The organism is Winogradskyella sp. PC D3.3 (genome assembly GCF_054366245.1).
Map to the genome: position 1 here is coordinate 2,728,357 of NZ_CM135962.1, position 16,294 is coordinate 2,744,650.

General features: G+C 30.4%; 11 protein-coding genes and 1 pseudogene. 1 reads left to right on the plus strand and 11 read right to left on the minus strand.

What is annotated here, in order from left to right; genetic code table 11:
* Window positions 1-51 precede the first annotated feature (51 nt).
* The gene (locus tag ACXGSQ_RS11990; RefSeq protein WP_458626389.1) at window positions 52-1,047 is read right to left on the minus strand and encodes an IS30 family transposase; all 996 of its coding nucleotides are present in this window, start codon (window positions 1,045-1,047) and stop codon (window positions 52-54) included.
* A 403-nt stretch (window positions 1,048-1,450) separates the two neighbouring features.
* Here ACXGSQ_RS11990 and ACXGSQ_RS11995 point away from each other — a divergent pair.
* Window positions 1,451-2,405 (plus strand): annotated as a pseudogene (locus ACXGSQ_RS11995) (IS110 family RNA-guided transposase).
* A 13-nt stretch (window positions 2,406-2,418) separates the two neighbouring features.
* On the opposite strand, the gene ACXGSQ_RS12000 reads toward ACXGSQ_RS11995, so the two are convergent.
* The 10 genes from ACXGSQ_RS12000 to ACXGSQ_RS12045 form a co-directional block, all read right to left on the minus strand.
* Window positions 2,419-3,417 carry a hypothetical protein gene (locus ACXGSQ_RS12000; protein ID WP_458626410.1) on the minus strand — a complete coding sequence of 333 codons (999 nt, stop codon included), beginning with the start codon at window positions 3,415-3,417 and terminating at the stop codon, window positions 2,419-2,421.
* An 812-nt stretch (window positions 3,418-4,229) separates the two neighbouring features.
* A complete protein-coding gene (locus tag ACXGSQ_RS12005; RefSeq protein ID WP_055437642.1) occupies window positions 4,230-5,201 on the minus strand; it encodes a hypothetical protein in 972 nt (323 codons plus the stop codon).
* Window positions 5,202-6,031: 830 nt separating this feature from the next.
* The gene (locus tag ACXGSQ_RS12010) at window positions 6,032-6,886 is read right to left on the minus strand and encodes an alpha/beta hydrolase (protein WP_458626411.1); all 855 of its coding nucleotides are present in this window, start codon (window positions 6,884-6,886) and stop codon (window positions 6,032-6,034) included.
* 170 nt (window positions 6,887-7,056) lie between these two features.
* Window positions 7,057-7,743 carry a hypothetical protein gene (locus ACXGSQ_RS12015; RefSeq protein WP_458626412.1) on the minus strand — a complete coding sequence of 229 codons (687 nt, stop codon included), beginning with the start codon at window positions 7,741-7,743 and terminating at the stop codon, window positions 7,057-7,059.
* Between the two features lie 144 nt (window positions 7,744-7,887).
* The gene (locus tag ACXGSQ_RS12020; protein WP_458626413.1) at window positions 7,888-8,556 is read right to left on the minus strand and encodes a hypothetical protein; all 669 of its coding nucleotides are present in this window, start codon (window positions 8,554-8,556) and stop codon (window positions 7,888-7,890) included.
* A gap of 153 nt (window positions 8,557-8,709) precedes the next feature.
* On the minus strand, window positions 8,710-9,849 hold the full coding sequence (locus ACXGSQ_RS12025; protein ID WP_458626414.1) for a hypothetical protein: 1,140 nt from the start codon (window positions 9,847-9,849) through the stop codon (window positions 8,710-8,712).
* Window positions 9,850-10,399: 550 nt separating this feature from the next.
* Complete coding sequence (locus ACXGSQ_RS12030; protein WP_458626415.1) at window positions 10,400-11,899, minus strand: hypothetical protein; 1,500 nt, start codon at window positions 11,897-11,899, stop codon at window positions 10,400-10,402.
* Between the two features lie 773 nt (window positions 11,900-12,672).
* Entirely contained in the window at window positions 12,673-13,143 is a 471-nt protein-coding gene (locus ACXGSQ_RS12035; RefSeq protein WP_458626416.1) for a hypothetical protein, read from the minus strand.
* A gap of 241 nt (window positions 13,144-13,384) precedes the next feature.
* Window positions 13,385-14,269, minus strand: coding sequence for a hypothetical protein (locus tag ACXGSQ_RS12040; protein ID WP_458626417.1), 885 nt, complete (start codon window positions 14,267-14,269; stop codon window positions 13,385-13,387).
* Between the two features lie 215 nt (window positions 14,270-14,484).
* The gene (locus ACXGSQ_RS12045) at window positions 14,485-16,293 is read right to left on the minus strand and encodes a DUF262 domain-containing protein (RefSeq protein ID WP_458626418.1); all 1,809 of its coding nucleotides are present in this window, start codon (window positions 16,291-16,293) and stop codon (window positions 14,485-14,487) included.
* Window position 16,294: the final 1 nt, after the last annotated feature.

Consider the following 16,294-nt stretch of genomic DNA (forward strand, 5'->3'; position numbering starts at 1 on the left):
TTTCTTTCCAAAAAACCTAGCCTTTTTTGAAGGCTTTTTGGAAAGAAAAAATTAGACAGAGTTTAGTTCTAAGACTTCAAGAGGTGTTTTATAACCTAATACTTTTCTAGGTCTGTTATTGAGTTTACTTTGTATACTTTTTAGTTGCCTATTATCTACAGATCTAAAGTCTGTTTTTTTAGGTAGATATCGTCTAATAAGCCCATTAGTATTTTCGTTAGTTCCACGTTCCCAAGACGCATAAGGATTCGCAAAATAAATGTCCATTTGTGTGTTCTTAGCCAACCATTTATGGTCAGCCATTTCCGTTCCATTATCATAAGTCATAGTTTTTGTAAGCTTGTTATCAAAACGCTTAAGTTCTTTAGCAAAAGCTCTAGTAACTGATTTGGTAGTTCTGTTTTTAAGACCAATAATTAAGGTGTATCTGGACTTACGTTCCACAATAGTTCCGATGGCAGACTTCTGTGCTTTTCCTATGACCAGGTCTCCTTCCCAATGTCCGATTTCCTTTCTGTTTTCAATATGTTCAGGTCTTTGAGATATATTTATTTGGTCTTTGATTTTAGACCCTTTCTTACGTCTTGCTTTGGGTTTTCTACGTCTTGATTTTTGATAGGGAAGTAGCTTTATTAGTTTTTTGTTAAGACGAGCTTGTGGATGCGAATAGATGTGCATATAGATTGCCTCATGGGATATTGTCATCACAGGATCGTTAGGATAATCGATTTTAATTCGCCCCGAAATCTGTTCAGGCGACCAGTTTTTCAAAAGTCTTTTATAGACATAAAAACGCAGTAAAGAATGTGTTTCAATCTTGTCTAAATTCCGTTTATTCAGATAGTCTTCTTTAGCACACCAATCGGCAAGAGAAGCATCGTATTTATCGTTAGGATTAGATACCCATTTATTTACTTCTCTGGTTATGGTAGAGCGAGATCGATTGAGCTTTTTGGCAATGAAAGATTTGGATTTATTCTCTTCCAAAAGCGTCTGAATAATGACACGTTCTTTAAGAGATAATCGTTTATGCTTTTTTGTGTTCATACAACAAATCTAAAATTTTGATTTGTTGCGTTAAGTTATTGAATTCGGATGTGGTTTTATCTAATTGGGTACAACGTGTTTGTATATGGTTTGTTGCGTGATTCACGCAACTAAGTTAACAAATAAAAACGGAATAGAAAATCCGCGAGGATTTTCGTAAGTAGGCTCAAAAAAGCAATTAATTATACACGTCTTAAGTTTGCAAATTATTAAATTAGATTAATAAATCAGAAAGTACAAAAGAGAGAATTAAGGTTAGTATACACGGTGAAGCCAAGACTTCGACAACATTGATAATCCTCTCTCTTTTTCTACCTAAATTTCGTTCAGTTCTGTGAGACCAAGATCTCGTTTTTAAGTTGTTGAAAGTAAAGTAGAATGTCCTTTCTAAAACTCATTTTTTATGAATAAAGATAAAGAAATTTATGGTATTGACATTAGTAAAAATGTTTTTGATGTGTATTGCGAGTCTATAATTAAATAATGATGAAAAAGGCTTTAAAACACTATTAAAAAAGCTACCTAAAGCAGCTTTGGTAGTTATGGAAGCTACAGGCTATTATCATTACAGGTTAGCTCAGTTTTTAGATAAAAACGAAGTAGCAGTATCAGTAGTAAACCCATTGTCAGTTAAACGCTTTATACAGATGAAATTGGCTAAAGTAAAAACAGATAAGAGTGATGCAAAAGCGATTTGTGAGTATGGAACGATGAACAATTTGCCAATGTACAGTGCCTTGACAGCTATTCAAGCAGAATGTCTACAACTCTTTAGATTGTTGGATAATTATTTAAAGAAACGCACCCAGACCAAGAATAAGAAACATGGCGAGGAAGTCTTAGGTATTCCATCGAAATATGTTTATCAGTCTTTAAAACGAGATTTAAAGCATTTAGACAACGAGATTAAAGGCATAGAATTAAGGTTGTTGGAACTAGTAAAACAAGATCAGCAACACCAATTAACCTTATTAAATAGCATTCCAGGAATAGGCATAAAAACTGCTTTGTTTTTAATAGTTGTAACAGATGGTTTTAAGAAGTTTGAAAGCGCATCACAGCTTTGCAGTTATGTAGGCATTACACCAACAATAAGGGAATCTGGAAGTAGTGTTAGAGGACGCAGTAGGATAAGCAAAGTAGGGAATAAGAAGTTAAGAAACATGTTGTTTTTATGTGCTTTTTCGGCCTGTAAGCATAATAAGGCATGTAGAGAAATCTATGAACGAATAGTAGCCAAAGGGAAGCGCAAAAAACAAGCCTTAATAGCTGTTGCCAATAAGTTATTAAAACAAGCTTTTGCCATTGCAAAAAGTGGTTTGCCTTATGATGAAAACTTTGTTTCTAAATTAGCTTAAAATTGCTTGTTTTTTAACTCAGTTCTTTGTTGTGTGCAGTTTTTATTCTATTCAGTTCTATTATTAATTCGCTCAAATCAGATTTTGTTCCTGCAAAAATTTTTGTTTTATATTTTTCACCTAATTCAGATTCTATTAATTCCGCTTTTCTTTTTTTATCAGTTAGTAAAATATCTGAAATCGGAAGTCCAGTAGAAATTCGCATAAGGTCAATATGGTCATTTGAATGTTCTTTTTTACTGTAAATTGACATATATGATTGTATAGTTGTACTAATATTTAATGTTGGAATATTTAAAAATCCGTTAGCTTTAAATTCCGCAATTAGTTTAATTACTTCTTTCTTTTTGAATTTGTGTTTTTTTAATAATTGGTCGATAATTAAATCAATCCAATTCGGAACTTCTGTTTTTCCAATTTGGTCTCCACGAATTATAATATTATCGTTTTTAAGCAAGTCCTCAAGTCTTTGAATAAAACTATTTGCTCGTAAAGAGTTCATAGCTTTAATCATCGTTCTTTTTGTTTTTGGCTCAATATTCTGATTAGGAACAATTGTCCTAATTTGATTTAAACCAGATGTAGCCTCTGTCAACAATTCCGCTAACTTTTCACTTGATTCCTTAAAGTTTTTGTAATTTTCTTCTTTGCTAAAAACATTATTTATATTCTCGTATAAATATGTTTTCAGCGTGATATTATTTTTTCTAATTTTTGAAGATATTAATTGAGATGTAATAAATAACTCTGGTTTAAAAGAAAACCCATTTGATAAATGATTTAAAAATTCATCGTGAATTCTTGCTTTTTCAATGTCTTTTTGAGAAGTTTCTAAATAATGTTCAGGTGATAATGGACAAAAAATCTTATCATTTTCTTTTAGTTCAATCAAAAGTGTCTTGATTTTTTCCCAATTAGATTCCGTCTCCAATTCGACCATATCACTTATTGCGAATTGGTCAAGATAAATACATATTTTTCTTTCAGAGTTCAAATTTTTCTCAAATTGCACACAACGGTCTCGTATATGATTTGTAGCGTTATTTCAGCAAGTAAGTTAGTAAATAATAACGAAAATAGAAAAACCGTGAGGTTTTTCGACAGTAGGCGAGAAGCAGCTATGAATTATATACATTGTTAGCTAACGTTTTTTAATTTTTACGTACTACTCCTTTGTGCATTTCCGCCCGATTTGTTTTTCATACGTAGTTTCATTTTTTTTACTTAAATGTCAAAAAAAATCTCCAAAATATTATTCCGTTCTTTTCCGTAAAGAGAATCAGTTTTGTTTTTCATCTTAATTTTCGTGACATCAGAAACGATTGATTTAAACCACTAATTTCAAATTTTTAAACTGCGAACAGTTCCGCCGTACGTTTTACCATTCCGCTTATCAGCCAAAAGTTGAGGATTGCAATATTTTCGAATTAATAAACAAAAGTTGGGCAAGCCAAATTTCGTGCGTAAAGTTCCGAAAGAGTAAGAAATTCCAGCGTAATATATTTTAAGTTTCAGTTTTGAATTCCAGTGTAGTTTTTGGGAGCAAATAAGTAAAGACTTTAGTGAAAGCCTTGAAATTGTTGACACGCACAAAATGTTTGCTAACGTTTAGTATAAGGAACGTAGGGCAGTTGATATGCACTCCGTTTCGGTTTGGCGGACTTTGTAAATAAACACAGAACTTTGGAGTTTACACAAAAGCCCTATGTTTTTTATACATTGTTAGCAATAGTTTTTTTATTTTTTCTAGAAATTAAAAAAATAATCCTTTCATTTTTCATGAGAGGATTATGATAGTAATTGTTTCATTATAATAATCTACTTCTATTGATTTAAATAGACTATTTCATGTAAACCATCTGTATGATACGTTTTGGTAACACCATTTCTAGTTACAATTAGTTTTTCTTTTGCAAGGTATCTATAAGCGTCTTCACCTTTATCTATTTTAGATTTTTCGATCATTACAATCTTTTCCAGTTTGATATTTGCTATAAAACTGAAATCACCTTTTGATCCTTTTAATGTAAAGTCTTTGGCAAAGGTATATCCCATTGTTTCTTCTGTCATAGTCTCATGTATAACACCTTCTACTTTACATGCATTGGGTCCTTCAGGTGCATCAATAGGTGACATTAATAAACTGTTTTCGTCTGTAACAACTGCTCCTGATGTAGCGATATCGCCATTTAAACCTATCATCATTGAATAATCAACTGAGATGTCTTCAGTATGGATTTTTCCCCAATACCAATTTTTAAATACACCTGCTAATCTTTTATCTCCCCAGTTATGGTCATGATATCCAATACCTTTAACTTTAATCGCTTTTCCTCCTTTATATAGCTCTCCTTCTATTGGTCCAGATGGAACAGCTACTGTCCAATGCATTGGCACTGGATATCCTTCTGTTGTAAATGGATGATTCTTTTTCTTTAATTTTAATTTAGCACCATACCCATCAATCATAGTATAAAGCTCATAATGATCGCCACAATCTTTACAATACTCTTTACCAAGTGTAACATCACACTTTTCATAACTAGTGGTCACATCCTCCTCTTTATATAGTTTTATCTTACTAATTTCTGGTTGTCCGTGTGGATATATATTTAATCTAACAGACGGTTGTCTTGGGTTTAACCTAGTATCGTTAAGAGAATACATTACTACAAAGTGATCTCCGTTATCAAAATGTGCATCAAAGTACCACCAATCAAAATGTTCTTCTCTGTTTGTTACAGGGAAATCAATATGTGTTGCGTCTGCTTTTGTGTAATCAATTTTTTTTTCCATAATATTTAACTTTTAAATGGTTGTTAATAATTTCATATTATTCAAGAGGTTAATTTTTGTACTAAGCTTTTGAGTAGAGCAAGTGTTGTTCTAATTATTGCTAACGGTCTCGTATATGATTTGTAGCGTTATTTCAGCAAGTAAGTTAGTAAATAATAACGAAAATAGAAAAACCGTGAGGTTTTTCGACAGTAGGCGAGAAGCAGCTATGAATTATATACATTGTTAGCTAACGTTTTTTAATTTTTACGTACTACTCCTTTGTGCATTTCCGCACGATTTGTTTTTCATACGTAGTTTCATTTTTTTTACTTAAATGTCAAAAAAAATCTCCAAAATATTATTCCGTTCTTTTCCGTAAAGAGAATCAGTTTTGTTTTTTATCTTAATTTTCGTGACATCAGAAACGATTGATTTAAACCACTAATTTCAAATTTTTAAACTGCGAACAGTTCCGCCGTACGTTTTACCATTCCGCTTATCAGCCAAAAGTTGAGGATTGCAATATTTTCGAATTAATAAACAAAACTTGGGCAAGCCAAATTTCGTGCGTAAAGTTCCGAAAGAGTAAGAAATTCCAGCGTAATATATTTTAAGTTTCAGTTTTGAATTCCAGTGTAGTTTTTGGGAGCAAATAAGTAAAGACTTTAGTGAAAGCCTTGAAATTGTTGACACGCACAAAATGTTTGCTAACGGTCTTGTGTATGGTTAGTTGCGTGGTTAGGCAACTAAGTTAGCAAACTTTTACGAACCCGTGAAAATTCCGCAGGAATTTTCGCAAGTAGGGAAGAACCTAGCAATTAATTATACACGTTGTTGTGAGCAGTGCTTTACTCGACTGCTAATTCCTTACTTACAATTTCAATGAATTTATCATTCCAAATTTTATTATCGTGTCCTCCATCAAATTCGATAATTTCCGCTACTAGATTTAGCTCATTATATTTTGATTTTAAAAACTCTGCATCTTCTTTTAGAAAGAACGGTTCTTCACTTCCATATTGTAAGTGAAGTTTTGGGTAATAAGTTCCATCTTTCCAAGTACTTTCTTGAATATCTCCACCGAAAGTAGAAAAACACAAATAAGTTCCAATTTTGTTCGGATAAGTATTTAGTAAACTCAATCCAAAACCAGCTCCATTAGAAACACCATAAAAATATCGGTCATTTTTATTTAGTTTTTGATTGTATTTATACTCAACGTAATTTATCAATTCGTTACTAAAATATTGCATATGATTTTTAAATCGGTTTGCTAATAAAGTATCCTTACTTGTCTTAGCGTAGTCATTTATATATTCAAAGTTTCTAAATCCTAATTTTACTTTGTTTCCACTCCCTAAAGTTACGCTCGTGCTATCGGCTATTTTATTATTAGAATGACTTACAATTAGTATTACAGGCTTAATAATTTGGTTTTTGATTAAGGAATCCAAAGTTATTTTATAAAAATTTCCTGACTTAATCTCATTTCCATCAGTTGCATAAATAATTGAATATTTATTTTTACTATCAAAACCCTTTGGTAAATAAACATTGTGTTTTCGGTATTCGTTTAAATGTTTACTATAAATTGAATCGGTAAAAAATTCAGATTTTGAAAGATTCGCTTTTTTCTTTGAATTGCAAGAAGTTGTTAAAACTCCTAAAATTCCAATCAATATTATTCCAATTTTTATTCTCATTCGATGTTTTTTTCGCATTGCTCACAACGGTCTAGTGTATGATTTCGTTGCGTGTTTAAATACTAAAGTTAGCAAATAAAACACAGATAGAAAGTCCGCGAGGACTTTCGTAAGTAGGCTATTACCAGCAATGAATTATACACATTGTTGTACATAGTGCTTTTTTCTATTTAAGGACTTATCCATAAATAAATATCGTTTAGTATTTTCCATTCTCCATCAATCTTTTCGAATACTATTACGTGTTCACTTTTACAAAGTCCAAATTTCCCACAATCAACCCAATAATAGAGTGAAGCATAATTTCCAACGTACTTAATTTTAGATAGTCCAAGCGCAATACTATGTTTAAATTTCCGATTTATTTTTCTCCATCGTCTATCATAAGAGGAAGTTGAGTTGTCCAAAAGGTCATTGAATAATTCATTAGATAATGACTGTGGTTCTATAGTTTTTAGATTTAAAGAATCTGTATTTATTTCAGTGTGATTTATGAATGTTGAATCTAAATCAGGTAATACGTCGAGAATGTCCTGATTAGTCTTATATCTTTTTATTTTGATAGAATCACCAACCATCCATTTCAAAGTTTTATTAAAGTCTTTATTATCTGCGTTTTTAATATTTTTTAGTAATAGGTGGTCTTCTTTAAATTCGTATTCCAATTTCTCAATCACAACTGCTATTTTAAATGGCTTCATTCGACTATCTCCAAAATTGTAGAATTCGATATCAGTATCGAAACTTGCAACTCCAAAATCAATAGTTTTTGAGAAGATATCATAATCATCATTTGTGCTTTGTCCAACAACAATAAAGCAACTGAAATAGATAATATGTAAGATGATTTTTCGCATTATGTACAACGTTGTTGTATATGGTTTGTTGCGTGTTTCAAGCACCTAATTTAGTAAATAATTACCAACCAAGAAAGTCCGCGAGGACTTTCGTAAGTAAGCGAGAAGCCAGCAATAAATTATATACGGTGTTGTGTGTAGTTATTATTCGACTATTAATTTTTTTTCAGATTCGACTTCCATAAAACTTATTTCTCCTCCTAAATAATATGAAGGTAAATTTCCTTTAATTCCTAATCTATAAATTCCAATTCCTGAAAGTCTTTTTTCCTCTCGTCCATTTGGAATTAATCTAAATCTTGAAAAGTATAGCTTTTCCGATTTCACATATTCGCTTTGTATTCCAAAACATTGAATCATTAATTCATTTCCTGAAATAGAACCATTCTTATTTTCCAACAAAATTGATTTTTTATGCGATTGTTGCTGGCTTGTTGGAAATATAACAACTTTAGAATTCTCAATACCTTTCAGTTCTTTTGGATTAATATCAGCAGATTCGAGGAATTCATTAAAATCAGTTTCTGTTCGGAAAGCATTATTTGTCCAAAATAATCCAGAAAAACAATTTAATCTCAATGGTAAATTCGGTTTATGTATTTCAATTTCCTTTTCTGTAAAAGCCAAATTTTTAATAAATTCAGAATTATTTTCGAAATATTCTTTTGGTGTTCTATAATAACTTAATGTTCGATTTTTTGCATAAACCAAAGTATCATCTTCCTTTACAGTTTGATAAAACACTTCTTTATTATCAAACATCATTATTCGAATCCGATTATTTGTGAAGTTAAATATATCTCCAATTTTCATAGTTTTCTGTCGGTTTCTTTTAATTACACACAACGGTTTTGTATAAGATTAGTTGCGTTGTTTAAGCAACTAATTTAGCAAATACAAACCGAATAGAAAATCCGCGAGGATTTTCGTAAGTAGGCTTGCACTAGCAATTAATTTTATACGGTGTTAGGGTGCGTATTTTCCATTTTTCGTTCCTTTTGATGAAACATTTACATTCTTAAATTGATTTATAAGCTTGATGTTAAAATCCAAAGCTTTTAATGATTCGTCTTCTGAAATAGAATTCTTTTTGTAATAGTCACCTATAATTATCCACGCAAAACTTTGCGCCTCAATCGTCTCTTGTCTTTGCAAATCAAATGACAACGAACCATAACTATGGGCAGAATTATTTCTTAATTCAAATAAGTCATAATAGTAATCGAGATATGATTGACCTGTCAGTTTAAATTCCTCATCAGGATTTATTAAGATATTCTTTGACCACCTTTCTTTGGCTCTTCTTAATTTTACTTCTGTATCTTTCTTTCCAGGTTTACCTAAAATTGCTTCTACGCTTCTAGTAGCTTGTACAATTGCTGCTTCCATTTTTGGAAGAAGATTAATTCTTTCCCATATCTCGGGCTCATGGTCTTTATGTTTCCTTAAATGTTCAGGTGTCAAAGCGCATATTTGACAGAATTCGTGATTTTGTTTAGCAGCAATAATATTTTGACACGCTATAAAGAATTTGTCATCTCTTGTTAATATCTCTATTAAAACTGCAATATCACTGAATTCATGAATTCTGCGCATACTTCTCCAATTCAGAGTGTTGTGTCTGTCTTTAAGATAATGTAAGTTATCAATGCTTTCACTATGATTGAATCGATAAACCCAATCATAAGCAAATTCATGATTAGATTCCAGTTCACTCGCCATGGTAAAAGCGATTTCTAATATAGAAATTCCTGTTTTCCATAATGCTTTTTCCTTAACCGTTTGATTAACTTCAACAACAAGATTTGAGTATTCGTCAGTTTCATGTGTCCAACAATAAAATTTCTCATAGCCTATTGTAAAGAATTCATTTAACTCACCTTTTGAAAGAATAAAATCATTACTAATTCCAATTCCTTCGATTAAAGCATGTTTAAGAACATCATTTGGTGCATCAACAGGATTTTCTTTGTAATAATCAATTCTAGCTTGATGTTGTTCTTGTAGAAGTTTCTGTAATAAAGACATACTCTTTTCTTTATCACCATTTAAATATTCTTCGGTGAAAAGATTGATTTTGTCTTCATTAATACTAGGTTTCTTCATAGTTTATATGCACCCTAACGTCTCCGTATATGAGAAGTAGCAGATAAAAATACTGTTACTTTTCAAGTTATAATCAAAGATAGCAGAAAAGAATAAGCCTTATGGCTTTGCTCTTAACTGCTATTTTTTATATACATTGTTGTAGGCAGTATTTTATTTTTTTATATTTTAATATTTATATATTGCAACTGACTTAATCAATTTAAATCTAAAGTTTAATTTTTTTCTCGTATTATTTTTATTTCTTTATAATCTTCTTTCTTTAATTTTTTAATTGATACATCTTTGCAATTGGACTGCACGATAGACTTCTTGATATCTTTCATTAAGACTTCAGAGACGTAATAATTGACTTTTCTTGTCTCTATTATATAGATGTTTTTTTTGGAAACATTTACATTAATTATAAAACTTTTATTAGGTAATTGCTCAAATATTGTGCTATCTATTATTACATTGTTTATCTTCTCACAAGAGTAAATACTATCTTGAGCACAAGATTTTAATGAAAAAGAAATAAGGACAAAAAATAAGAATATATATTTCATAATTAATTCGCTGGTATTAAAATTATAGTTCCATCTGTTGAAAATTCATAGTAACCGCCCACAAATTCCGCTTCAAACAATTCTCCTAACTCCAAATCTTCATTGTCTTGCATAGTTCCATCAAATGCAAAATCTGCATAATGGACATACTCGTGTAGTGCAACAGCATAAACAATTAGACCATTTAACATATTTAATTGTTGCTGTTCTTGTGGTGTTGGGTTTGCAATATTTGATAGATTCTCTAAATAATTAACCAAATCAATATCTAAATAGATAACATTTGGGTTTTGCATAGGGTTGAATTTGCCTTTTATCTCATTGCCTTGAGTATCCGTGCCTAAATCTTGTATTTCAACAATTGGCCCACTTCCCCAAGTTAAATCATCGATTATGTCATCTGTAGAAACTCCAGTTAAATTATGAATGGTATTGATTAAATTTTCTCTTGTTTTAAGTAAATCCATATATTCACTTAAAAGTACAGTTAAATTGGGGTATACAGATGCATAATTAGCCCCTAAAGGATATTTAAAGAAAGGAAAAGCAATAGTTAATTCTTTCACAGGTTTAGTGACACCACCAATTTCACTAACGGCACCATCTGTTCCAGAGTCATTACCATCATCTGGGTTTCCAATATTACCAGAATTATTTGAGTCTCCTGTATTACCATTTCCACCGGAGGGAATATCTCCAGGGGTTGTACCAGTTCCTGGATTTTCACCAATAACAGTAGTTGTTCCGCCACCACTACTACATTTGGTTTTAAGTCCTATATAATCTACAGTAGCTCTTGGTGCAAATTCACAGATGCAAGTGCCATCTTGATGTGATGCCTGATGTTCTGGACATGTGCAAAATCCAATTATCATTGTAGATGAATAGGTGTAAGCTTCTTTTTCACAATTTACTGAATTTGTTACCAAGGCATTAAAACTTCCATTTTCTAACGGAATAAGTGTGGTTCTATCTAACAAGTTAAAACCATAAGCATTATGCTCTTGCAAACTTTGGTATTCTATGTCGCTCAACTGATATTGCATTAAATATTCGTTATAAGAACCGTCTGGTTGAGACTCTAGAACAATATTTTCGATTAAACCATTATTATTATTATTATTATTATTTCTATTGGTGGCAAATGTGTAAGTATGCCCACCTTCATAAGTGGTATATTCTGCTTGGTGCTGTATAATGCTTAATCCTGTTAAGGGATTAAAATCATCATCGGTATTGCTATTTGAGACATGCTCTAAAACTGTAGAAGCTGAGTTTTCATTAATTTGATGCAAATAGGATTTGACTTGCATTTTGTGGGGGAAATCGTTGAAACTTAATTGTTGCGTCGTTATTTCGGGTTCAATTTGTTGCAGTTCGGTTTCTGAAGCTAGATTGACTTGGGTTTCTACCATGTTATCTTTTTCGCATGAAATAACCAATGCAATTAGGGCTACCCAAAGGATTTTAGAGGTGATTGATTTAATTAGTTTTCTGTTCATAAGTTCCGATGTTTAAATTTAGTTAATATTTTTCAATGTGGCGGCAATATTGCCTACAACGGTCTCGTATATGATTTGTAGCGTTATTTCAGCAAGTAAGTTAGTAAATAATAACGAAAATAGAAAAACCGCGAGGTTTTTCGACAGTAGGTAAGAAGCAGCTATGAATTATATGCATTGTTGGCTAACGTTTTTTTTTTTACGAACTACTCCTTTGTGCATTTAGGGCATGTTTTGTCATTCGGGCGTAATTTTAATTATTATTAAATAAAATCTCCGAAATATTATTCCGTTTTTCCACAAATAGAATCATTTTTTAATTAGCCGAAATTTTGTGAAATCACAGAGGATTTGTTTAAACTATTAAATTTGGATTGATAAAATAGCGAACAGTTCGGTCGTATGTTTTACGATTCCGCTTACCAGCCAAAAGTTGAGGATTGCGATAATATTGATGTAATGATCAAAAGTTGGGCAAGCCTAAATTCGTGCGTAACGTTCCGAATGAGTGAAAAATTCTAGCGCAATACTTTTTAAATTTTCCGCTTTGAATTCCAGCGTAGTTTTTGGAAGCAAATAAGTAAAGACTTTAGTGAAAGCCTTGAAATTGTTGACATGCGCAAAATGTTTGCCAACGTGTTTGTGTATGATTAGTTGCGTGGTTAGGCAACTAAATTAGTAAACTTTTACGAACCTGAGAATATTCCGAAGGAATATTCCAGATAAGCAGAAACAAAGCAATTAAATATACACGGTGTTGTAAAACGTTTTTTTTATTTTAGTTGAATAACTTCGTTTATTATTAAATTGTATTCCTTGTTCCATTTTTTAACTATATCCACGTTTAACTTAAATTTCTCTTGTTCTTTATTTTTTACTATCAGAATTCTTTTATTTCTAGAAACTTGTTTAAAATTTTGTATCGGAATTTCATTAATTATAATAGTAGGCTGAATATCCAATTTTTGAAAGACTTCCTTAAATTTTAAGGGTCTTTCCGAAATCAAAATGAATCCTTTTTCTAAAAGTATATGCTTAATTTTCGCTCCTAATTTTTTACTTCTTTGATATTTAGTAGAGTTTGTCCAACCAAAAATAACTGTTAGGAACATTAAGATAGGTATAATTAATAATACACTGCTATCAAGATTATACTTATCAACTATAACTAATGTAATTAGAATAATTATTCCTAAAAAAATAAATAGGATGAATCGAAATATTAACTCTCTTTTTTCAAACATCAGAAGAAGTTTTATTTGAATTTTTTTTCAAATTTTCATTAGTTTTAAATTTACGATAATTTTTCACTCATTAATTAAATTCATTGACTCAAGAAGTTAATATTTTTTTCTTGTGTGTAGGGAATGTTTTACAACGTGTTTGTGTATGGTTAGTTGCGTGGTTAAGCAACTAATTTAGCAAACAATTCACGAACCTGTGAATATTCCGAAGGAATATTCGCAAGTAGGCTCAATAAAGCAATTAATTATACACGGTGTTGGCACCAGTTTTTTTATATTCAGTTGGTAATTCAACTCCATAAACTTTGTTCATATACCAAAGTGGTGGAAGTCCAAATTCAGCACGTCTGTTATCTACATTTTCAATGTCAATTATTGGGAATTGGTCAAATTGACTCCAATAAAGACCATAAATCTGCTCTTTGCTATTAATAATTGATTTTTCTTCCTCGAACATTGTCCAAAAGTCTTTTTTGATATTCCCTTTTTCTATTTGTTCGTTAATGTAAGGTTTGAAAAAATTCCAAACATAATTATCTTCCCCATAAGTTCCACGTTGATGCCATAAAACAAGCCAACCTTTTTTTTGCCAACCATATTCTTTGGTGATTTCAATTAAGCGTTTGATATTTAAAGAATCCATTTTCGCCATTTCATTTCGTTTGCTACTATTATTCCGATATTCTTGGTCTAATTCCATTAAACTATCTACCTCTCGATAGATTTTAGGATATTCTAATTTGTTATAAAATTCCGAAATGTGTTTTTCGTATTCATTTTCAATTTCCGAAAAAAGTTTTTCATTTCTGAAGGTATCGAACTCATCGAAATTTAAGAAGTAATCTTTCGAAGCATTAGTATTATGGATAGAAGAAATTAATAATTCTTTAGATTTTTCTTTATTTCCTGTGTTCAAAGCGGATGCTGTTGCATAAAAATATATAGAAACGTCTTCTTTTGGTTTTATAGCAATTGCTTTTTCAAAATTCGATAGAGCTTTTTCATATTCTTTGTCTTTGAATTCCAACATAGCTTTTTGTTCTAATTCATTATATTTTTCAAAGTCGTTTTTATTATTAGAACAGCTTAAAATAATTAAGAAAAGTAGTAGAAAAGTTATTCTCATAGTTTTTGGGATAAATTGGTGCCAACGTTTAGTATAAGAATAGTAAGGGATTAAAAGATACGTATTTTTCAGTTTAGCACTTAGCAAAATTTTTAATTTTTACCTTTAAAAAAACACACGCAAAATTGAAAATTTTGCGGACTTCATTAAATGCACTAAACTTTGAATTAAGCACTAAAACCCTTATTATTTTTATACATTGTTACCCACTTTTATTATTCATTTTCAAAGATATAGTTAAATATTTTCTCTACTTCCTTTTCTTTTCTCATTTCACATTTTATCAAATCCCAATTGTCATATTCAGAAACTAATTTAGTTTTAACAATCTCAAATTCACTTTTCATATAGCCATTTAACTTTTCGCTTTCACGATTATTTATTGAACGATTTATTTTCTGTTCTAAGACAACTAAATTCCCAATTGAATTTAATGTTTCTCCCCATTCTGATTTAATTTTTGGTCTTTCAACTTTGTTTTCATCATTATATGACTGAATATGCTCAATGTCAATCGGACTGTCAAAAAGTTTCGCTCTAATATCTCTAATTTCTTTAAAATCTAATGTATTGTAGTTTTCTTCAAGCATTGCAGATAAACGACAAAGTATGTTTTTAACTTTAGAACTATAAAGAATGTTACCAGAAATTGTGTTTCTAAACCTTGTTCGCCAATATTCATTTTGTGATGTGAACTTATTTTCTATAAACAACATTACATTTTCGTAATCTTCATTTACGATTTTACTAACTAATTTACTACTAAACTTAGAGTTCATTTCATTAACGGACTTTTGAAAATAAACACTATATAAAAGGTAAAGTTTAGTTAGTCTTTTAGAAAATACATAGAGTTTTTCAAATCTGTTTTCGTCATCTTTATGTTTGTGAAGAAAAACAAAAATTAAATTCCAAAAACGACCATATCTTGACCACCACCAAAGTCTTAACATTGAAGCGTTTTCTGCACTTCCGTAATCGCCTGAACGCCATTTATTATCCCACTCAAATCTAATGTCAATCAAACTATCAATCTCTTCTAATTTTAATTGTAGTTTACCATCTTCAACATTGTTTCTAAAATGTTCCCACTTATTTATATTAAAAAGGGTTTCAAATAGTCTGTCAAAAAATCTGTCTGTACCAACAGAATAAAGTGTTGTTGGTAGTTTGTATTTTGCAATTAAATGAAATTGATAAATATGTAGAATACTACTAATGTCTGTTACGTGTCTGTTTGCTAATTTATTTTTTGCATCAATTTTTTCATATAATGCACTTATTTGATTAAAAACTTCATCACTTTTTCCATTTTTAGTTAAATATTCATACATCCTAATTTTAAAAATATCTCCTGCATCTAAATCAAGACCTGTTGTATTTATTGCATCAAATATTTTCAATGTTTTCGATAAACTTGCTTGTGTTTCAATAACCACAAAATAAATTTTAGAATATAAATGCTCTAAAAAATTAGTAAGACTAAAAACTGGGTCATTTTCAGTTTCTTGTTTTACTTGTTCTGTTATTATTTGATTAATTAGTAGAGCGTTATTAAAATACTTGTTGAGATTGTTATTGTTTTCAATGCTCAAAGAAGTTGAATTTATTAACTCTTTTAGGTTTTCTTGTTGTTTACCATTATTTACTTTGGTTACTAACCAATTGAAATCAAAATCATTCAATTGACTTGAATTAGGATTGCGAATTGATAATACTTTTAGTAGAATTAGAAAGGTTGTAATCCTTTGCTGACCATCAATAATATTCTGCTCGCCATTATCATCTTTTTTTGATAATTGCATAGTTCCAATAAACATAGGTTCAGAAGAATTATCTTTATTGTAACCCCAAAAGGAAACAAAAATATCTGCAATGAATTTTCGTATTTGTTTTTCTGACCAAGAATAAGGTCTTTGATAAATAGGAATAATAAATTGAGTTGAATTACCTAAAATGGTATTGTCTTTTGCTCTATTTTTTATTTTAAGAGTATAAGTTCCTGCGTCAATTGAAAAAGGCATA

Excerpts from the sequence above, each read along its gene's own strand:
- ACXGSQ_RS11990 (WP_458626389.1), bottom strand. The coding sequence starts at position 1,047 with ATGAACACAAAAAAGCATAAACGATTATCTCTTAAAGAACGTGTCATT.
- ACXGSQ_RS12005 (WP_055437642.1), bottom strand. The coding sequence starts at position 5,201 with ATGGAAAAAAAAATTGATTACACAAAAGCAGACGCAACACATATTGAT.
- ACXGSQ_RS12010 (WP_458626411.1), bottom strand. The coding sequence starts at position 6,886 with ATGAGAATAAAAATTGGAATAATATTGATTGGAATTTTAGGAGTTTTA.
- ACXGSQ_RS12015 (WP_458626412.1), bottom strand. The coding sequence starts at position 7,743 with ATGCGAAAAATCATCTTACATATTATCTATTTCAGTTGCTTTATTGTT.
- ACXGSQ_RS12020 (WP_458626413.1), bottom strand. The coding sequence starts at position 8,556 with ATGAAAATTGGAGATATATTTAACTTCACAAATAATCGGATTCGAATA.
- ACXGSQ_RS12025 (WP_458626414.1), bottom strand. The coding sequence starts at position 9,849 with ATGAAGAAACCTAGTATTAATGAAGACAAAATCAATCTTTTCACCGAA.
- ACXGSQ_RS12030 (WP_458626415.1), bottom strand. The coding sequence starts at position 11,899 with ATGAACAGAAAACTAATTAAATCAATCACCTCTAAAATCCTTTGGGTA.
- ACXGSQ_RS12035 (WP_458626416.1), bottom strand. The coding sequence starts at position 13,143 with ATGTTTGAAAAAAGAGAGTTAATATTTCGATTCATCCTATTTATTTTT.
- ACXGSQ_RS12040 (WP_458626417.1), bottom strand. The coding sequence starts at position 14,269 with ATGAGAATAACTTTTCTACTACTTTTCTTAATTATTTTAAGCTGTTCT.
- ACXGSQ_RS12045 (WP_458626418.1), bottom strand. The coding sequence starts at position 16,293 with ATGCCTTTTTCAATTGACGCAGGAACTTATACTCTTAAAATAAAAAAT.